This is a genomic window from Nocardia sp. NPDC019395 (assembly GCF_040632335.1).
In the GTDB taxonomy this organism is placed as follows: domain Bacteria; phylum Actinomycetota; class Actinomycetes; order Mycobacteriales; family Mycobacteriaceae; genus Nocardia.
Window position 1 is genome coordinate 28,370 of sequence record NZ_JBEYBT010000002.1, and the last position, 18,788, is coordinate 47,157.

18 protein-coding genes, 1 tRNA gene and 1 pseudogene are annotated in these 18,788 nt (G+C 64.6%); 12 read left to right on the forward strand and 8 right to left on the reverse strand.

Annotation, left to right across the window (positions count from 1 at the left end):
* Positions 1 to 17: 17 nt before the first annotated feature.
* The gene (locus ABZ827_RS08765; protein WP_357234696.1) at positions 18 to 701 is read right to left on the reverse strand and encodes a helix-turn-helix domain-containing protein; all 684 of its coding nucleotides are present in this window, start codon (positions 699 to 701) and stop codon (positions 18 to 20) included.
* A 147-nt stretch (positions 702 to 848) separates the two neighbouring features.
* Here ABZ827_RS08765 and crcB point away from each other — a divergent pair, with 147 nt between their 5' ends.
* The 6 genes from crcB to ABZ827_RS08795 all read left to right on the forward strand — a co-directional run bounded on the left by crcB (position 849) and on the right by ABZ827_RS08795 (position 6,009).
* Positions 849 to 1,292: a fluoride efflux transporter CrcB gene (gene crcB, locus ABZ827_RS08770; RefSeq protein ID WP_357234698.1), complete on the forward strand. Its 444-nt coding sequence runs from the start codon at positions 849 to 851 to the stop codon at positions 1,290 to 1,292.
* 92 nt (positions 1,293 to 1,384) lie between these two features.
* Positions 1,385 to 1,744 carry a CrcB family protein gene (locus ABZ827_RS08775; protein ID WP_357234701.1) on the forward strand — a complete coding sequence of 120 codons (360 nt, stop codon included), beginning with the start codon at positions 1,385 to 1,387 and terminating at the stop codon, positions 1,742 to 1,744.
* A gap of 47 nt (positions 1,745 to 1,791) precedes the next feature.
* Positions 1,792 to 3,429 (forward strand): phosphoglucomutase (alpha-D-glucose-1,6-bisphosphate-dependent), encoded by a 1,638-nt coding sequence (gene pgm / locus ABZ827_RS08780; RefSeq protein ID WP_357235883.1) that lies wholly within the window; start codon positions 1,792 to 1,794, stop codon positions 3,427 to 3,429.
* 309 nt (positions 3,430 to 3,738) lie between these two features.
* Positions 3,739 to 5,058 carry an MFS transporter gene (locus ABZ827_RS08785; RefSeq protein WP_357235885.1) on the forward strand — a complete coding sequence of 440 codons (1,320 nt, stop codon included), beginning with the start codon at positions 3,739 to 3,741 and terminating at the stop codon, positions 5,056 to 5,058.
* 46 nt (positions 5,059 to 5,104) lie between these two features.
* Positions 5,105 to 5,839 (forward strand): thioredoxin domain-containing protein, encoded by a 735-nt coding sequence (locus ABZ827_RS08790; RefSeq protein WP_357234704.1) that lies wholly within the window; start codon positions 5,105 to 5,107, stop codon positions 5,837 to 5,839.
* A 94-nt stretch (positions 5,840 to 5,933) separates the two neighbouring features.
* Positions 5,934 to 6,009: transfer RNA gene (locus ABZ827_RS08795), tRNA-Ala, on the forward strand.
* 322 nt (positions 6,010 to 6,331) lie between these two features.
* Here ABZ827_RS08795 and ABZ827_RS08800 read toward each other — a convergent pair.
* Positions 6,332 to 6,769: an NUDIX domain-containing protein gene (locus ABZ827_RS08800; RefSeq protein ID WP_357234706.1), complete on the reverse strand. Its 438-nt coding sequence runs from the start codon at positions 6,767 to 6,769 to the stop codon at positions 6,332 to 6,334.
* On the reverse strand, positions 6,766 to 7,290 hold the full coding sequence (locus tag ABZ827_RS08805) for a DegT/DnrJ/EryC1/StrS family aminotransferase (RefSeq protein WP_357234708.1): 525 nt from the start codon (positions 7,288 to 7,290) through the stop codon (positions 6,766 to 6,768). The genes ABZ827_RS08800 and ABZ827_RS08805 overlap by 4 nt, the downstream gene beginning before the upstream one ends.
* On the opposite strand from ABZ827_RS08805, the gene ABZ827_RS08810 reads away from it, so the two are divergent.
* Together ABZ827_RS08810 and ABZ827_RS08815 are read left to right on the forward strand one after the other, a co-directional pair.
* Positions 7,276 to 7,518: a hypothetical protein gene (locus ABZ827_RS08810; protein WP_357234711.1), complete on the forward strand. Its 243-nt coding sequence runs from the start codon at positions 7,276 to 7,278 to the stop codon at positions 7,516 to 7,518. The genes ABZ827_RS08805 and ABZ827_RS08810 overlap by 15 nt on opposite strands.
* Positions 7,515 to 8,396, forward strand: a complete 882-nt coding sequence (locus tag ABZ827_RS08815; RefSeq protein WP_357234713.1) for an aminoglycoside phosphotransferase family protein — start codon at positions 7,515 to 7,517, stop codon at positions 8,394 to 8,396. The genes ABZ827_RS08810 and ABZ827_RS08815 overlap by 4 nt, the downstream gene beginning before the upstream one ends.
* A gap of 111 nt (positions 8,397 to 8,507) precedes the next feature.
* On the opposite strand, the gene ABZ827_RS08820 is transcribed toward ABZ827_RS08815, so the two are convergent.
* Positions 8,508 to 9,089 (reverse strand): hypothetical protein, encoded by a 582-nt coding sequence (locus tag ABZ827_RS08820; protein ID WP_357234716.1) that lies wholly within the window; start codon positions 9,087 to 9,089, stop codon positions 8,508 to 8,510.
* A 331-nt stretch (positions 9,090 to 9,420) separates the two neighbouring features.
* Between ABZ827_RS08820 and ABZ827_RS08825 the strand changes: the two genes are divergently transcribed.
* Positions 9,421 to 10,698 (forward strand): IS256 family transposase, encoded by a 1,278-nt coding sequence (locus tag ABZ827_RS08825; protein WP_357235886.1) that lies wholly within the window; start codon positions 9,421 to 9,423, stop codon positions 10,696 to 10,698.
* 23 nt (positions 10,699 to 10,721) lie between these two features.
* On the opposite strand, the gene ABZ827_RS08830 is transcribed toward ABZ827_RS08825, so the two are convergent.
* Genes ABZ827_RS08830 through ABZ827_RS08840 form a run of 3 tightly spaced genes read right to left on the reverse strand, consistent with a single transcriptional unit; the run spans position 10,722 to position 15,373 of the window.
* Complete coding sequence (locus ABZ827_RS08830) at positions 10,722 to 11,903, reverse strand: DNA adenine methylase (RefSeq protein WP_357234718.1); 1,182 nt, start codon at positions 11,901 to 11,903, stop codon at positions 10,722 to 10,724.
* Positions 11,904 to 11,921: 18 nt separating this feature from the next.
* Positions 11,922 to 13,301 (reverse strand): hypothetical protein, encoded by a 1,380-nt coding sequence (locus ABZ827_RS08835; RefSeq protein ID WP_357234721.1) that lies wholly within the window; start codon positions 13,299 to 13,301, stop codon positions 11,922 to 11,924.
* Entirely contained in the window at positions 13,301 to 15,373 is a 2,073-nt protein-coding gene (locus ABZ827_RS08840) for a DUF87 domain-containing protein (protein WP_357234724.1), read from the reverse strand. Before ABZ827_RS08840 ends, ABZ827_RS08835 begins: the two co-directional genes overlap by 1 nt.
* Before the next feature lie 667 nt (positions 15,374 to 16,040).
* Between ABZ827_RS08840 and ABZ827_RS08845 the strand changes: the two are divergent.
* Positions 16,041 to 16,136, forward strand: a pseudogene (locus ABZ827_RS08845) (type IV toxin-antitoxin system AbiEi family antitoxin domain-containing protein); the annotation flags it as partial.
* Between the two features lie 110 nt (positions 16,137 to 16,246).
* The gene (locus ABZ827_RS08850; RefSeq protein WP_357235949.1) at positions 16,247 to 16,549 is read left to right on the forward strand and encodes a hypothetical protein; all 303 of its coding nucleotides are present in this window, start codon (positions 16,247 to 16,249) and stop codon (positions 16,547 to 16,549) included.
* Between the two features lie 263 nt (positions 16,550 to 16,812).
* Here ABZ827_RS08850 and ABZ827_RS08855 read toward each other — a convergent pair whose 3' ends face one another.
* On the reverse strand, positions 16,813 to 17,451 hold the full coding sequence (locus ABZ827_RS08855) for a hypothetical protein (protein WP_357234727.1): 639 nt from the start codon (positions 17,449 to 17,451) through the stop codon (positions 16,813 to 16,815).
* A 305-nt stretch (positions 17,452 to 17,756) separates the two neighbouring features.
* On the opposite strand from ABZ827_RS08855, the gene ABZ827_RS08860 reads away from it, so the two are divergent.
* On the forward strand, positions 17,757 to 18,740 hold the full coding sequence (locus ABZ827_RS08860; protein ID WP_357234730.1) for a pentapeptide repeat-containing protein: 984 nt from the start codon (positions 17,757 to 17,759) through the stop codon (positions 18,738 to 18,740).
* The last annotated feature ends 48 nt before the right edge of the window (positions 18,741 to 18,788 follow it).

Genomic DNA, 18,788 nt, shown 5'->3' on the forward strand with positions numbered 1-18,788 from the left:
GCGGAGAATATGACTGGTCAGCGGCGGCGCACCGAGCACGGTCCCGGTTTGGCGGCCTTGGCCTGTTCGACCTCGGCGAGGCTCAGTGCGTTCACGGTCAGTGCCTGCGGCGGTGTGTTCTCGGCCCGGATCCCGTTGAGCGTGATCGCCATATAGCGCCGCCAGATATCGGAATCGACGGGCCGGGCGAAATCGGCGAGCGAATCGACCATATAGATCAACGCGAACAGATCGGTGGCCTCGATACCCGGCTGCACCACACCCGCGTCCCGTGCCCGCTCCATCACCGCCGCGACCACCGGTCCGATCTGCTCTCGCGGGTAGCCCAGGCGCGCGGGATCATCCTTCATTTCCAGCATGACTTCGCTGAAGCCCCGGTTGGTCGCCATATGCCGGCACGCGTACTCGAACAGGCGCACCAGACCGTCCCACGGATCCTCGGCCGTGAGCGCATCCTGTGCGGCCTCGCCGAATTCGCGGATATGGCCGGCGAAGACCTCGGAGATGAGTTCGCGTTTATTGGCGAACCGGCGGTAGACGGTGCCCACCCCGACCCCTGCGCGTTCGGCCACATCGTCCAGGGTGATCTCCAACCCACGGTCGGCGAACAGTTCCCGGGCCGCGTCGATGATCCGCTGTTGATTGCGCGCCGCATCCACCCGGAGACGACGCGTCCGGGACGCAGTGGTGGCGAGGTTCACATCGGGAATGGTAGCAAGTTACGAATTAAGGCGAACCGTTTCGATCCGGCCGAACGCAACTCCCTGGTCTGCTGCGGATAACGTTGCCGCTGAACATCCGCCGCGCACGGTCCGTCGCCGTGCCCCCTGGATCGGAGGTGCCGGAGTATGAGCGAACCCGCAAAGCCCGGGCCGGCCGATGCTTTCGTGCTCGCGGCCGTCGCCTGCGGCGGGGGACTGGGGGCAGGGTTGCGGTATTGGCTCGCGCTCCGGATTCCGGCCCGGCCCGGGACGATTCCGTGGGCCACCTTGCTCGCCAACACCATCGGATGCCTGGCCATCGGCGTACTGATGGTGCTGATCACCGAGGTGTGGTCACCGCATCGGTTGATTCGTCCCTTTTTGGGGGTCGGGGTACTGGGTGGATTCACCACCTTTTCGAGTTACAGCTCCGAGGTTCGTACACTGCTCGGATCGGGTGCCACCGGTACGGCACTCGGCTATCTCGGGGGAACCGTGGTGGTCTGCCTGAGCGCGGTGGCCGCCGGAACCGGGACCACCCGGTGGATCGCCCGGAGACGCGGCGGGCCAGCGCGGTACGGCACGAGCTGAACGTAGGACGGTACGAGCGAGAGGGGTCGGGTCATGGTGGTGTCGGGGCGTCCGGATCTCCGTCGGCGAGCGTGCGCCGAGCGGAGGAGCCGGTGACGGCGGTCTGGGTGGTGCTGGGCGGAATGCTGGGCGCTCCCGCGCGCTACCTGCTCGACCGCACGGTGACCGCGTACACCCGTTCCCATCTTCCCCTCGGCACGCTGGCCGTTAACATTGTCGGCTCAGCGCTATTGGGTGCGTTGATCGGTGCGGAAACGAGCGGCATGGTGCTGGCGGGCGCGGGAATCGGATTCTGCGGTGCGTTCACCACCTTCAGCACGTTCGGATACGAGACGATGAGGCTCGCCACCGGCGGCGCCACCGGGTACGCGCTCGGAAATATCGTGCTGAATACCGGAATCTGCCTCGGCGCCGTCTATCTCGGTGCCGTGGCGGGGGGCCTTTTCGGATGATCACGATGACCAGCCGGGTCCGGCCGACCACGAAGGGAATTCCGAATATGGCGCACAACCGAGCCGGACGGCCCGCCCGCCCCGGCGATCTGGTGGACGTTCCGGGCCTGGTGACCGCGTACTACAGCCGCGTTCCCGACCCCGCCGAACCCACCCAGCGGGTGGTCTTCGGGACATCCGGCCATCGCGGCTCGAGCCTCGACGCCACCTTCAACGAGGCGCATATTCTGGCGATCACCCAGGCCGTCGTCGAATACCGTGCCACACGCGAGGTCACGGGGCCGGTGTATCTGGCCCGCGATACCCACGCCCTGTCCGAACCGGCGTGGACCACCGTGCTCGAGGTGCTGGCCGGAAACGATGTCAGCGCCGTAGTCGACGCGCGCGGACGTTACACGCCGACACCCGCGCTCAGTCACGCTGTGGTGCGCCACAATCGTGATATCACCCGGCCGCAAGCCGACGGCATCGTGGTGACCCCGTCGCATAATCCGCCGCGCGACGGTGGTATCAAATACAACCCGCCGCACGGCGGTCCGGCCGATACCGGTGCCACCGACGCCATCGCCGAACGCGCCAACGAACTGCTGCGCGGTGGTCTCGCCGAAGTGAAACGCGCACCACTGGCGCGGGCGATGGCCGCCGCCGGTCGCTACGACTACCTCGACCATTACATCGCCGACCTGCCCGCCGTGCTGAACCTGGATGCCATCCGCGGTGCGGGGATCCGGCTCGGCGCCGACCCGATGGGTGGCGCCAGCGTCGACTACTGGGAGGAGATCGGTCAGCGGTACGACCTCGAGCTCGAGGTCGTGAACCCGACGGTGGACCCGACCTGGAGTTTCATGCCCCTCGACGGTGACGGTCAGATCCGGATGGACCCCTCGTCCCCGCACGCGATGGCGTCGCTGGTGGCGATCCGGGACGATTACGACATCTCCACCGGCAACGACGCCGACGCCGACCGCCACGGCATCGTCACCCCCGACGGCGGCCTGATGAACCCGAACCATTTCCTCGCGGTGGCGATCGACTATCTGGTGGCGAACCGCCGCGGCTGGGACGCGCTCTCCAAGATCGGAAAGACCGCGGTCACGTCGGCGATGATCGATCGGGTCGTCGGGGTGCTGGGCCGGGATGTGCACGAGGTGCCGGTCGGATTCAAATGGTTCGTTCCCGGCCTGTTCAGCGGCAGCCTCGCCTTCGGTGGTGAGGAGAGCGCGGGTGCCTCTTTCCTGCGGATGGACGGAACCGTCTGGACCACGGAGAAGGACGGCATCCTGCTGGCTCTGCTGGCCGCCGAGATCGCCGCCGTCACCGGGCAGAGCCCGTCGGCCCGCTACCTCGAACTGGAGCGCAACCACGGCAGCCCCGCCTACGCCCGCATCGACGCCCCCGCCGATGCCGAGCAGAAGAAACTCCTGGCCGCGCTCGACCCCGGTCAGGTGACCGCCGCCGAGATCGCCGGCGAACCTATCACCGAGGTCGCCACCCGGGCCCGGGGCAACGGCGCCGCACTGGGCGGTTTGAAGGTGAGTACGGAAAACGCGTGGTTCGCGGCCCGCCCGTCGGGTACCGAGAACAAATACAAGATCTACGCGGAGTCCTTCCACGGCCCCGACCATCTCGCTCGAGTCCAGGACGCGGCACGCGAACTGGTCGGGCGAGTACTGGAAGACAACTAGATGTAACCGGCCACAACACCGGTCGGATTGTCGGCGTAGGTGCCCACGGTATCGATCCCGATTCCGCAACCGGGAGTAGATTCCGGCCCGGACGAACCGAGTTGAACGGTGTGCCGGGCGGCGCGGCTCCGCGATGTCCGGCGGCACCTCGATTGATCCCAGGGAATTGTGACGCCCGGCGCAGCGTTGGTTGCCTGGGTGAGTGGTGACCCCGTAGCTGACGATCGACCCGAATCCGGGAGCGAACACGGATCAGGTGGACGTAGCGCGGTCGCCGAGCCGACCCTCCGGCACCGGCTGCGCCACCGCATGAACAAGTCCGGCCGGGCGCCCCTGCCCAGTGAGATCTGGGTGCTGATCGCCGCCGCGTTCTGTATCTCGATGGGGTTCGGCCTGGTCTCGCCGGTGCTGCCGCAGTTCGCGTTGAGCTTCGGCGTCGGGGTGGCTGCGGCGTCCGCGATCGTCAGCGCGTTCGCCGCGATGCGTCTACTGTTCGCGCCGGTCAGCGGGCGATTGGTGCAGTTGCTGGGGGAGCGGCGGATCTACCTGGTCGGGTTGCTCATCGTCGCAATCTCCACCGGGGCGAGCGCCTTCGCCCAGACCTACTGGCAGTTGATGGTGCTGCGTTCCCTGGGCGGCGTGGGCTCGACCATGTTCACCGTGTCCTCGATGGCGCTGGTGATCCGGCTGTCCCCACCCGCCGAACGCGGTCGCGTCACCGGTTTGTGGTCGACGTGTTTCCTGATCGGCGGGCTGTCCGGTCCCCTGGTCGGCGGTGCGCTGGCCGGTTTCGGTCTGCGCGCCCCGTTCCTGATCTACGCGGTCGCCCTGCTCATCGCGGTGGCGGTCGTCTATTTCAATCTGCGCGATTCCCGGATCACCGAATCCGAATCCGCCGCCGACGTCACCACCGTGAGTTTCGTCCAGGGTTTGTCCCGGCCCGAATACCGGGCGGCGCTGTGGTCCAACTTCGCCAATGGTGCCGCGGTGTTCGGGGTCCGGATGGCGCTCGTTCCGCTGCTGGTGGTGGAGGTTCTCGGCCAGCCGTCCGGGATGGCCGGGGTGGCGCTCACCGTTTTCGCCGCGGGCAACGCGACCGTCCTGTTCTTCTCCGGGCGCCTCTCCGATACCTACGGCCGGCGCCCCCTGCTGATCTCCGGCGCCCTGGTGTGCGGTGTCGGAACCACCGGCCTCGGCCTGGCGCCGAACCTGACCTGGCTGCTGGTCACCTCGTTCGTCGCCGGTATCGGTTCGGGTCTGTTCACCCCCGCCCAGCAGGCCGCCGTCGGCGATATCATCGGCTCCCGGGCCCGTGGCGGCACCATGCTGGCCGGTTTCCAGATGTCCCAGGATCTGGGCACGGTCCTCGGACCCATCGTGGTCGGTGCCATCGCCCAGCGCCTGTCCTACGGTGCGGGTCTGGCGGTGACCGGTTCGCTACTGGCCGTAGCGGCCCTGGCCTGGTTCATAGTCCCCGAACCGATGCAGCGCGCCAGTCTCGCGAGCGACCCGGAGCGGCCCACTGATCCCGCCGCGCATCCCATCGCCCCGGAGATCGCCGCAGCCGAGGAAAGCGCCGGTTCCCCCGGAGAATCTGCCGTGCGGCCGCCCGCGGAACCGAAACACTGACCTGTGCGCGCGTGACCGGTTCGCCCGGATACGGCAGAGTGGTCGCGTGAGCAATTCGCCGTCCGACTACACCCCGCGGCCGATGTCCAACCGGACCACCTACGCCCTGGGCGCTGTGGCCCTCGTGCTGATCCTGCTGATCGTCTTCTTCGCGTATCGCTGGGGCTCCGGTGAAGCCGAGGTCCGCAACGACGGCTACGGCTCGGTCCGCAACCCGGCCGTCACGGCCGCGCTCCAGAGCGACGGCGGCGTCCGCCTCGGCCTCCCCGACGCCCCGAAAACCCTCGAAATCTACGAGGACCCCATCTGCCCCGGCTGCGGAAACCTCGAGCACCTCTACGGCCAGGAACTCTCCCAGAAGATCGACGAGGGCAAACTCGCCGTCCGCTACCGCTTCGTCAACTTCCTCGACCCCAAATCCGCCGCCGGCGACTACTCCACCCGCGCCACCGCCGCCCTCCAGTGCGTCGCTGACAGCGGCTCCGGTGTCGTCTTCTCGAAGTTCCACGAAACTCTCTTCACCACCCGCCAGCCGGAGGAGGGCTCCGACCTCTCCGACGACGAGCTCGCCACCATAGCCGCCGAAGCCGGCGCCCCGGCCTCCGCCGGCGACTGCATCACCACCGGCGCCCGCGTGGAGGCGGCCAGGACCCAGGCGAGCGGCGCCGTCGACGACCTGAAAGCCGCCCTCGAAGGCGATGCGGCCACCCCCAGTGTGTTCGACGTCGCTACCAAGATCGACGTCCAGAACCAGGGCTGGGTCCAGCAGGTTGCCCCCTGACCTCAGCGTTCACCCGGAATCCAGCCGATTTGGTGCCTGACGTGGAGGTGGTGTAACTTCGTTCAGGCAGCCGGGGAACCGGCGGCAACCATCCGGGGCTATGGCGCAGCTGGTAGCGCACCACACTGGCAGTGTGGGGGTCAGGGGTTCGAGTCCCCTTAGCTCCACCAGGGGTTATATGTTCTTCGCATGATGAAATAACCTGGTTTTACGACACTCTCTACGACAGCTGACCCTCACACTGAGATTCCGGTGTGAGGGTCTTTTTGTGTCAGCGTGGTGGTCATCGAACCAGGTCCGGCGGCTTATCTTGGCCACGCGTTCTGTGTGGCGTAGACCCCAATAACATCCGATGGACCCCTTGCAGTCCGTTCGACAGGCATGTGAGGACGCGTGCTGCCCAGACCTGTCTCCCCGCTTTCCGGTTGCCTACTACCGGACGGCCACCGTCAGCGCCCATCCGGTGCCGTCGCGTCCACGATGATCGCGCGTTCAGTCGGCGTTTCGATAGGCGGTGAGGGTCTGTTTGACGGCGGCGGTGACGGGGGGTTCTTCGGTGAGTGGGGTCCAGGTGTAGGCGTCGTGCTCGGTGAGCCGGACGGGTTCGGGAGCGGCGCAGTGGACGGCGAAGTTGAATTGGCGGCTGTGTTTGCCGCTTCCGGAGCGGTAGTCGAAGCTGTCGATGTAGCGGCCGATGCCGGTGACCTGGAGCCCGGTTTCTTCGGTGACCTCGCGGGCGAGTGCCTGGTCGAGGTTTTCACCGGGTTCGACTTTGCCGCTGGGCAGTTCCCAGATGCCGCCCATGAAATCGTTGCTGGGTCGGCACAGCAGCAGGATGCGTTCGTTGTGTTCGACGACCGCGCCGACGACGAGTTGCTGGACGCCGTCGCGTTCGGCTTCGGTGGTGAGGTCTTCGAGATGGGTCGTCATGAGGTCGATCCTTTCAGGTGGTTGGCGTGGCGGATGACTTTTTCGATGGCGTCGAGGTAGCGGTCGACGAGGGAGAGGTCGTGTTCGCGGTGCCACACCGGGAGCTTGAGTGTGTGGCGGTGCAGGTGTTCGGCGTGCGGGAATTCACCGGGGCGATAGGCGAATTCGCCAGCGTATTCGGGGAAGAGGGTACCGGGTGTCTGGAAGAGCTCCAGCAGGTTGAGAGGGCAGGTGGAGCCCGGTCGGTCGATTTCGCGGCAGCCCTCGGCGAGTAGCGCCTGGTGGATGCGTTCGACGGGGATTCCGCTGAGTTCCTCGGGCCGGTATTGCAGAGCTATCCCGTACCAGGAGGGCCGGATCTCGGGGCCAGGCCGGGGTGCGACGATCCCGGGTAAGCCTTCGAGTCGGTCGGCGATGTGGGCGGCGATCCGGTTGCGGCCGGTGAGGTAGTCGTCGAGGTGGCCGAGCTGGTCGAGGGCGATGGCGGCGGCGAGGGGGTGGATGCGGTGTTTGAGACCCATGCCTGTGACCGCCGCCTGGCCACCCTCGCCATGCAACTCGGCGACCCACGCACCGCCGCCGCGCTCGGTATGCAAGCTGTCACCGACGCCGCGCACTTCCACTCCCAACGCATCCGCGACGAACTCCGCGGCCTCGCCGCCGCCGCGACACCGCACCGCAGAATCACCGAGGTCGCCGAACTCCGCCCCACCATCGCCGCCCTACCGAGACTTGAGGTGACACTATGACCCCGGCCCCGGCAGCAGGCATCCTCGAAGAGGCTGCCACCCATGCCGGTCTCGACGCATCCACCGCAATCCCGCTCCGCACCGGAGCCCACGCCATCTATGAACTCGACGGCGGAATCATCGCCCGCATCGGGAAACCCGGCAGCGCAGACACCGCACGCCGCGAGCTACGCATCTCCCACTGGCTCAACCACTCCGGCATCCCCACCGTCCAAGCCGTGGAAACACTGCCGCAGCCAGTAGTCGTCGACAGCTATCCCGTCACCTGGTGGCAGCTCATCCCCGACCACCGCCCCGCCACCCCCGCCGAACTCGGCACCGCCCTCGCCCAGCTGCACATCCTCACTCCACCGACCACCTTCGACCTAGTGGAATACCAGCCATTCGCCGGGCTCGAGGACCGGATCACCACAGCCACCACCCTCACCGACGACGACCGGCAATGGCTGACCCGGCACTATGTGATACTCCGGCAACGATACGAACAGCTTCCGCCGGTGACCCGAGCCTCGGTGATCCACGGCGACGCCTGGCAAGGAAACCTCGTCGTCCCCCGCTCCGGCACACCGACATTCCTCGACCTGGACAAGGTCTCCCTGGGCCGACCTGAGTGGGATCTCGTCCAACTGGCCGTCGACCACACCGACTTCACCCGCATCGACACCGACGACTACGAAGCCTTCGTCGCCGCGTATGGCGGATACGACATGACCGCCGCGCCGGAGTTCCGGGTCTACGCCGACATCCAGGAACTCCGCTGGACTGCCTTCGTGATCAGCCTGTCCCACCACAAACCAGCTGCTCGCGCAGAGGCTGCCCATCGAATCGCCTGCCTCCGGGGCCACATCCCGAAACCCTGGCAGTGGAACGCGCTGTAAACGAAAGGCCTGAGCACCGCTCGGCGGCCCAATGATGAGACCTACAGTGCCCCATCCTCTCCTGTATTGCCCTGTCGGTCCGAGCGCCTCGCACCGGCACATCGGTCGCGTTCAAAGGGCGGGATCCCCGGAGGAGAACGAGTGATCGTTCAGCCACCGAAGTTCGGTTCCGGCCGCCTGTGTCAGGGTCATCCTTGCGGCCTCGAGGCGCTTCAGTCCCTCCTCAAACTTCTTCTCCAGGGTTTCTAAGGTCGTGCTGCTGAAATGGGGCATTGGTTCGTCCGCAGCAGCCCTGTGTGCCAGTGCCGTGGCAGCGCTGCGAAATCCACTATCGGTCACAGCCGCCTGAAGTTTGGCACTTGCATCGCCGACCAGGCGTGCATTGAGCATATGAAGCATGGCAGCAGTTGCACCGAGCTTGCGCGCGTGGTCCTCGACCAATTTGCGGAGCTCGTCTTCTTGTACCTCATCGAGGATGTCGTAGACCAGCCTGTCGTAGTCAGCCTGTGCGTGGAGCGCCGTTTCAACGGCTTCGCCGCACAATCGAAGCACAGCCTCTCGCTGCCATTTTCGATGTTCACGCTCTTCGGCGGCAGCGATTGCCAAGTTGTTCGTGCGATTGTTGATAGTGATGCCGATCAGCGTCACAGAGGCGATCAAGAGCGAGCCGATCAGGGGAAGCCATGATGTCACTGCGTCAGCATCGCACTGAGGTCTGACATGGTCAGGAGGTTATTGGCAGAGAAGAGGTTCCCGCGTGACCAACCGGCCACCGCCGAGAACCTGCGCCGGAAACGACCAGCAATCGAGAGCCCTTATAGCCAGGACCGCTCACAGGTGGGGTCACCACCGTCGCGGTAAAAACTATGCGCATCGTAAATACCCATGCTGAAAGATAAACATGTTCCGGCGGATTGCGCATATCACGTCCCAGAAAACTCAATTATCGATGGGACTGTAAAGACAACGGTGTAACTCCGAACCAAGGAGTAGCACTGTGACATCTGATGTGGCGGCAGCCGAAGTGGTCGATACTGCTGCGGTGGCCAGGCGTAAGGATCCGAAAACCTCGGCGGTGGATGCCGAACTGGTGGGCAAGCTGGTGGAGCAGGCCCGCGCCAGCGGGCTGCAGCTCAGCGGCGAAGGCGGGCTGCTGGCGCAGCTGACCAAGATGGTGGTCGAATCTGCCCTCGAGGGCGAGATCACCGACCATCTCGGCTATGACCACGGCGATCCGGCCGGACGTGGAACCGGTAACTCCCGCAACGGGACCCGCTCCAAGACCGTGGTCACCGACGTCGGACCGGTCGATATCGACGTCCCGCGAGACCGGGAGGCGAGTTTCGAGCCGCAGATCGTGCGCAAGCGGCAGCGCCGGCTCAACGGAGTCGAGAACATGGTCCTGTCACTGTCGGCGAAGGGCTTGACTCACGGGGAGATCTCGGCGCATTTGCGGGAGGTTTATGGCGCCGAGGTGTCCAAGCAGTCGATTTCCACCATTACCGACAAGGTGATCGACGGGATGGCCGAGTGGCAGAACCGGCCGCTGGACTCGGTGTATCCGGTGATCTTCCTGGATGCCATCCACGTGAAGATCCGCGATGGCAAGGTCGCCAACCGGCCGATCTATGTCGCGTTGGCGGTGACCGTGGACGGCACCCGCGACATCCTCGGATTATGGGCCGGTGACGGCGGTGAGGGCGCGAAATTCTGGCTGCAGATCCTCACCGAGCTGCGTAACCGGGGTGCCGAGGACGTGTGCATGCTCGTCTGCGACGGCCTCAAAGGACTTCCCGACGCCATCGGGCAGGTCTGGCCGGCCGCTGTTGTCCAGACGTGTGTGGTGCATCTGCTGCGGGCCTCGTTCCGATACGCGGCCCGACAGCACTGGGACGCGATCGCCAAAGCCCTCAAACCGATATACACCGCACCCACGGAGTCGGCCGCGCTGGAACGGTTCTACGAGTTCACCGAGGCCTGGGGCGGAAAGTATCCGGCGATCGTGAAACTCTGGGAGAACTCCTGGCCGGAGTTCGTTCCGTTCCTGGCATTCGACACCGAAATCCGGCGGGTGGTGTGCTCGACCAACGCGATCGAGTCGGTCAACGCCCGCATCCGCCGCGCCGTCCGTGCCCGCGGACACTTCCCCAACGAGCAAGCGGCCCTGAAATGCGTCTACATGGCGATCATGAGTCTCGACCCCACCGGTGCCGGACAGAAGCGCTGGGTCACCAGGTGGAAAGCCGCACTCAACGCCTTCGACATCACCTTCGACGGCCGACTCACCGCCGGACGAAAGTAACCGAATCACACCGAGTTACACCGTTATCTGGACAGACCCTTATCGATAGCTCGCAGCCGTTCATTCGATGGAACAGTTTCCGCCGGCAACGTGGTAAGGAGCAGCTCCTCTGCTGGACCGCGTCCATTGCGTGATGATGCGGTGTAGTTCAGGGTGACTGTTTTCCTCACAATCCGCCACGCCTTGGTACCAAGAAGTTCCCGGCTGCCGCGGTCGGGCTGCATCCGCCTTGCCGCGTAGAGAGCGTTGTCCTCGAGGAGGCGTGCGTCGAAGTCGTACGACAGGATCCACCGGAACTGCATGTGTCGCCGCAGGTACTCCGCGAGGCTTTCGTGTTGGAACATCGACATCCAGTCGAGGTCGGCCTCGGTGGTCTTCTTGGTCGAGTCGAAGGAGCGTCGATAGAGCTTCCCGGACTTCGACAGGTATGGGGGATCCAGATAGGCGACCACTCGGTTCGGGAGCAGTGTCTTGTAGTGCGAGGCGACTCCGCTGAGGGTTTCCCGCCAGTCGGCACGCCATACATCGATGATGCGGCCGGTGTCGTAGAGGTGGCCGACATAGCGGAGGCGCTCGGTGAGCGGTGCCAGATGGAACCGGCACCCGATTCCATAGCCAGAGGTCTGGGCGCGGCCCCCGATCGGCCCGGCTTGCCCGTGCAGGATTCCGGAGAACGTGGTCCGATTCAGGAATAGGCATTTTGTAGCGAGTTCCAGATCGGCTGCGGGTCGGCTGTCGCCGGGGACGGGGTTCCATGCTCGCCAGTAGTCCCAGCGATCGAGGGCGGCTGCTCCTCCGGGGGCGACGAAGCGATCGTGCTCGTCGGCAATGCGATCGATGAGCTCCTCGGTACGTCCGGCAGCGACCTGCCAGAACGCTGCTACCAAGGGATCGGCGTCCGCGAGGAGCGCACGTTCGACGATTCCGGCCCCGACCAGACGCAGAGCGGTTGATGCGCCTCCAGCGAACGGCTCGACAAGCAGTTCGACGCGCTGGATCTGGCGGGAAGTCTCGGCCGCAATGATCATTTCGCCGATGACGGTGGCCAGGCCGCTCTTCGCTCCGGGATAACGCAGTGGGCTCTGGTATCGGCCTCGCGCGAGCAAATGCTCGATCGTCGCTGGCGCAGCACTAATCTTCCGAGGCCGGTCGGCGATGGCGACGAGCCTCGGATCGGGACGCTGTGTGGCGCTCGCGCCAACCACTAGGTTCACCTGGATAAGTTATCTCGGGTTGCTGGCTCGAGTGTCGAGACCGAGTCTCTTCGTCGCAACGAGGCGAAGGACGTCGGTGCCGACGCCGATCGGGAAGGCGGCCTTGCCGTGGGCGGCGGCGACCGGGATGACCCCATCGATGTACATCGACGACCCCGTTCGGTCGATTACATCAAGGATCGCCGGTAGTGCCGGATAATCTTGGGGGTCAGTGAGCCCGCCTGACGTGTCGTAGGGAGATCCGGTCGGCGGCATGACGGTAGGTACGACGACGCGCCCGTCCAGTGTTCGGTAGATGAACTTGCGACCCCAGTATGTCTCTTTGCCGTACCCGAGGGCGTTGTTCGTGTTGGTCACGCGGCCAATGATGTCGACGTCGCAGAGAAGGAGATCGCCGGGGGCGAGGACGTCGTGGCGAGCGAGTTGACGGGCGTAGTCGACCATTGCACCGGTCTTCTCCAGGCCACAGACGTACGGAGCATTCCGGGGTGACGTCGTGGCCATCTTCTGGAAATACTCCAGCGCCCAGCCTCTGAGCTTCGCCGGAGGTCCGTACATCGCGAGCGGGCCATCGACGATGAACAAAGTCTGCCGCAGGATCTCCCTGCGGGATTGTTCCCAAAGCAGAGTTGCGAGTCCTACCAGGACAAGGAGTTCTACCACGGACATCAGCCGGCTGAGGGCCGACTGGTTCGTCCCCTCTTCGCCGACTTCTTCGTGGATGCGCAGCACATCGGTCGGGAACAGGTACTCGCCGCACTTGCACTCGATGCCAGCCGGGGTGACTGGGACATCTTTCTGGCAGCCGTCCGTGGGGCAGTTGACCGGGACATCTGAGGCTGGTTTTCCAGGCTCCCCGTGGAGCATGAACAGCAGATCGAGCAGGGTCTGGTTGAGTCGGTTGACCTCGATCTTCTTCAATCGGAAAAGTTGGTCGATCGCTTCTCGCCATGAGGTGGCGATGTCGACTCCCGCGCGCGTGTAGGCGCCGGAGACAGGGAGGTCCAGGGTGACGAGCGCGGAGTTCACTGCCCGGCTGATCTCGTAGGGATCGACGAACCGCTCGGCCTTCTGAGTCTCCATGATCCCCAGGTCTACGTACGCCGCCGCTGCTTGGGCAAATCCGTAGTGCACGGATGGAAGGCCATCCCTGATTTGCTCGACGACATACGACCCGTCAACGGCGATAGCCGAGGTGAGACGGACCTCTGCTGCAGGGAAAGCAAAGTCGGCTCGCGGTCTGATCCGCTTCGTCACCTCATCGAGGTCACGGAGCGCTTCGACGGGGACATGAAACGTGCGTTGATCGGCTACCGCGCGGACCGCGGCGGTGGAGTGGCTCAGCCGCGAGGCGATCTCGTTGGTACCGCCCACCGTCTCATACGGCATCAGAAGAGCACCTCAGTGGACAGGGGCAGAGGCTGGTCGCCAGCGGCCGCCCGTGCCTGGTTGACGAGTTCGGTGGCGTAGCGATCGATCTGGACCGGAACGATGTACGGCGAAGATAGCGTTTTCAGCCGTACATAGCCTCGATCCTCGGCCGAGAGGATTGCATCAGAGAACGACCCGAAGTCGTAGAACCTTCCGAGCTCGGTGAGTTCCTTGGTGTTATTCAGGTGGGCGACAACCCAATTGGCGGTATTCGCCTTCACCTGGTGGGCAACCCCTGAGACCTCTTGAGTGGCATACGTCATACCAAGGTTGAGCTTGCTGGCCTCCTTCGCGAGCTTGACCCACACATCTGCGTCGTCTTTGTATCGGTCACTTGCGAACAGGTTGTGCGCCTCTTCGAGCATCACCTGGATCGGCGGTGGCTTGACATCGGCACCCGACGTGAACACCTCGGTTTGCTTCGCAAGGATACGGCGCACGATGTTCTCGCTCAGAACTCGGGTGATATTCGGTGTGCCGACGTGGAGGTCCACGATGACGATACGTCCCTGGACCAGCTCGGTATAGATATCCTCGGCTGGGTCACGCTGGGTATCCGGGTTATGGAAATCCTTGAGTTCGATCAGATTTCGCCAGCCACGGACACGGCCCGATGAGCCCGAGGTAGAGCCGGTGTAGATGGGCTCCGTCGACTGCCAGCGGATGTCGTCGCAGAATTCGTCGGCTCTTTCGTTTCCGGCCTCTCGGAGCACGAGGATAGCGTCGATAACGGGTCGGATGTCGTTGGTCTGGATGCTCCAGATCCGTCCGGCTCGCTTGAAGGGGTCATGCCCGATGTGTCCGGTGATGTCAGCACGCAGGTCTTTATCCATGCTGATGAGGACGGAGTAGGGGTAGTTGGTGCCAGCGTTGAACCTCGGTACAGGGAAAGCCGCACGGAGTAAGCATCCGTAGAGCAGCAGCCTCCCACGCTGGGCGCGTGCCGTCTGTGAGTAGTCGTTTCGGACGTCGCCGAACTGAGTGGAGGCGAAATCGTTGACATAGCCGGAGGATCCGTCGGAGCGTAGCTTGTCGGCGATGAGGCCTTGGACGGCATCGATCTGCTGGGGGTCGAAGAAGTTGATGCCGAGTGGACGGACATGGGGCTGGGAGTTGTCGGCACCGAACTTGAAGATGCGGACATGTTGCTCCCCGATCGCGGCGATCTCGGTCCCGTCCTGGGAGTTCGGGTTGGCGTACTCCCCTTGCGGATCGAAGATGACCTGACCGATGGGAGGCTCGTCTGCGGCTCGACGTTCCTCGGACACCATGAATGTCCGTGCGATGATGGTTTTCGCTGTATTGGACTTGCCCATGCGGGTCATGCCGAGGAGTGCGGTCTTGTTGCCGATGAAATCGTGGATGTTGACCTCGACCGCTGCATCGGCCTGTTTGGACGCCTTCGCTCGCCTTCGGGTGGCGGAATACCGGACAGCGCCGAGGCGAACTTTCTTCACCTCGCGATCGGTCGGCTTGAGATAGGAGGCGATCGTCGACAGGCCCTCGCCGATGGGCTTCAGGACGCGGTAGGTCGAAGTGGCGTAGAAGTTGTCGACGTCGGCGCCGAACTCCAGGACCTTATCCCCGTCGACGTCGTCCTCGTAGAAGGTGCCCAAGACCTTGCATTTCAGGCCAGTGAAGGAGACCCGGTTCCGGGTGAACGGGTCCATCTCGACATCGAGGACTGCAGAGGGTGATGGGTCTTGCTTGTTGGACAATGCGGTGCGGAGAGACTCCTCCCGGACCGCATGGAGGTCGGCTTCCATGCTGAGCTGAGCGGTGCCTTCGACTCGAAGCAGCAGCACCTCGTCGTCATCGACCTGTGGTGTGTTGATATCCTGAGCGGTGGCGAGGAGGAATGAGAACTGGGGGAGGCCACCGGCATCGAACTTCCATCGGTCGTGGGTGAGTACGATTGCCTCGTTGTAGTCGAGGCGGAAGATTGCCCCGATCCGGGTCGAGTGGTCGTCGGCGAGTAACCGGGACTGCAGCAGGGAACCGGCGCCTACGCCGGGAATCAGCTCGGTCATGTGTCCTCATGCAACGGGGTGAAAGGGTAACGAAGACGAGGGTGTCACAGTCCACTGACAGAAATGGCGGGAATCGCCTCGATGTTCAGGTCTCGCCTTCAGCGACTGATATTCTGCTGGAGTAGCTTTCACCTGTGTTGCTCTGTTACCTGTCACGGCAGGCCAATCCTGGATCTGGCACGGTTTGCGTGATCGACCCGCCCCGGATTGCATACGGGGGCTTGATGATCGATCATGGCGCCGATGTTCTGATCTCGGGCCGACGGCGGTCTTGTTTCCTCACCTGGACGGGTTGCGGATCGGCGCGGTGACCTCGAACGGGTCGCGGGTGAACCTCGATGTGAGTACCTGCGGCGAGGCGGTGGCTTGTCCGGGCTGTGGGTCATCGTCGTGGCGGGTCCACAGACGCTACCAGCGGCGCTTGTCCGATACTGCGATCATCGGTCGGGAGGTATGATTCGGCTGCAGGTGCGGCGGCTGTTCTGCGACAACCCCGAGCTAGAGCGGAACCCGGAGGACCGAATCCCAGGTGGCGATGGCTCCAGGTGCCCAGCGTCCGCACGCACGAGCACGATGACAACATTTGTCCCCTTGAATGGGTGCATTTGTTGTCGTGGCGGATGTGACGCTGGCGCGGCTCGGCGTCATCGCGGAATAGCGGTGGGGCTTGTTCACGACGGCTCAGGCTGCCACTGTCGGTATCGCTCGCAAGCAGCTGTCTCGGATGGCCGCCGCCGGCGCGATCGAGCGCGTCGCGCATGGGGTTTACCGGATGGCCGGCGCGCCATCGGCCGAACACGAGACGATCTATGCGACCTGGCTCGCGCTCGGCGGCGTGACTGCCCCCGCGCCGGCACCGGGGTGTCCGCGCTCATGGCTGCCGGTACCACGGCGGCCACTGTCCACGGTATCGGAGACTTCCTGCTCGACGAACTCGACTACATCGTCTCCGCATGTAAGGGCACTCGTCTTCCCAGTGTGCGCCTACGGATCCGGCGCCTGGCCCCGGACGATGTGCTACCGGTCGACGGTCTGCCGACACTCACCGTCGAGCGGACGATCGCCGACCTCGTCGACCTCGGCACGGACATGTCACTCGTCGCCGGTACCGTAGGCGACGCTGTTCGAGCCGGAAAGCTACCTCCGCCGATCGGCTCGCCGAGCATCTCGGCGTGACCGGCCGTCGCACCGGCTGCGACGTCGCGGCGGATTTGTTCGAACTGGCTGGTATTCGTCCGGAAGGATTCCGCGTTCACTGACCGATCCGGCTACGCGGACTGGCGATCTCTGGAACTGGCGATCAAGGATGCGGCCAAGAAGGCCGCCCGCGCCGCCGGCCCTGGTATCAGTGCCGCGACCATCGACGTTCAGATCCGGTAGGCACGGTTCGATCAGTTCCTCTCGCGCGTATCCGCTGACGGTGAGAGGACCTCGGGCCCTCATCGTTGCCGCGGTGCTCGGGCGTCGTCGATCGTTGCCGAAAGGTGAGGCCAGGAGTTCGCCATCTCCAGCAGGTCCGGGGCGCTGAGTGCGGTGCCGGTCGCTGAGTCGGGGTCCGGCAGGAAGTGGACTGTTGTTCCGGTCGGGTCGGTGGTGTCGACGGGCAGGAGGTCACTCACCGGGATGCCGTGTTCGTAGCGTTGGGTCCAGGCGCCGGTGCGGCGGCGGTTGGTGTGGACGAGCCACTTGCTCAGAGCTGCGACGATGGAGATACCGCGGCGTGGGTGCCGATCCGGGAGGGTTTGCGTTTCCGGGTGGTCGAAGAATCGCAGGTCTTTCGTCGACATGATGGGTTTTTTGATCGGGCGGCCTCGGCCATCCGTCCGGGTGTCGGTGCCGCGGCCGTTGTCGGAGACCGATACCGAACCGTCGGGATGCAGGACGATGAGGCATCGGCCGGTTCCGGTGGCCTCTGCTTCGTCGGCCGCGTAGGCGACGACCTCCAGGATGAGATGCTGCAGGCCGCCGGGGGCAATGGTGGCCGGGTCGCGGCGGATGCTTTGAACATGCGCGATGTCCACCTCGGTGGTCCAGTCGTGGGTGGTGCTCGGCCATTCGGTTCCCCGCGTTTCGTGCATCAGAGAAGTCTGGGTAGTGGTTGTTGCTGTAGGCAAGTTGTGTCGACCTCTGCGGTGCAATCGACGTCATAGCGGGGACCCCGTGCCGAAACCCGTCACTGCTCCTGACACCCGAGAGGACGCGCGATCTGCCCGGCGACGTGGTTCTCGGCTCTTGGTTCGGATAGGTTGGAGGAGAGCTATTTCGGAGGATTCTGATGACTACGGGGGATGGCCTGCCCGCTCGTAACCGTCCTGTCGTCGCGGGCCGGGGTCGATCCCTGAGACCATCGCCCCCGCCCGAGCCGGTGGTTGCGCCCTCGCGGTTGAGCAGGTTCTTGCACTGGCCGGGCTGGGCGAAGCTGGGGGCGGTGGCGGCCACCTTCGCGACGCTCGGTGCGTCGGTGGCCGCGCTCGCCGCGCTGTGGTTCTCGGGTCAGTCGCTGAAGGTGTCCAACGACCAGCAATCCCTGGCTCAGAAAACGGCGATCACCGACCGCTTCCGGCTCGGTGCTGAACAATTGGCTTCCGACAAGGTCAACGTCCGTCTCTCGGGGATCTACCTGCTCGAAAAGCTCGCGAAAGATTCACCGGGCGATCACCCCACCGTTTTCGCTCTGCTCAGCTCGTTTCTTCAGACCCACGCACACAACGCGACATGCGCCGCGTACTTCACCGATCTTCCGGGGGTAGAGCCGCCGGGCTTCGATCCCGCCGCTCCCCGAAAGGCCTTACCTGCCGATGTCGAAACGGCGCTGACAGTTATCTCGCGGCGCGACATCACACACGATGACCCGGTGAACACACTGAATCTCCGCCGGGCCTGCTTGCCCGAGGCATGGGACTCCAGGAAGTCAGGGTCCGACAGTGCCGCGCCGCAGCTCGCCGGCGTCAACCTGACGAATGCCGTCCTTGACGGCGCGTACCTCCAGAATGCGCGCCTCACCGAAGCGAATCTCTCCAACGCGTTTCTCACCGTCGCCGTCCTCGGCTCCGCGGAGCTCACCCGCGCGAACCTCATCGGCGCGGAGCTTCTCGCCGCGACCCTCATCCACGCGAACCTCACCGAGGCCGACCTCTCCTGGGCCGACCTCTCCGACGCGTTCCTCACGGATGCGAATCTCACCCGAGCCGACCTCACCCGTGCGAACCTCTCCGGCGCGAACCTGGAAAACGCGAATCTCACCGCGGCAGACCTCTCCGGTGCGGACCTCACCGGCGCCTCTCTGGACGGTGCTGACCTCGCCGGAATCATCTACGACAGCGGCACACGGTGGCCGGAAGGGTTCGTTCCACCACCCTCTTCATGACGCGGTTGATACGAGGATCTCGTCCGCGCTCCGGCCACCCTGCCAAAC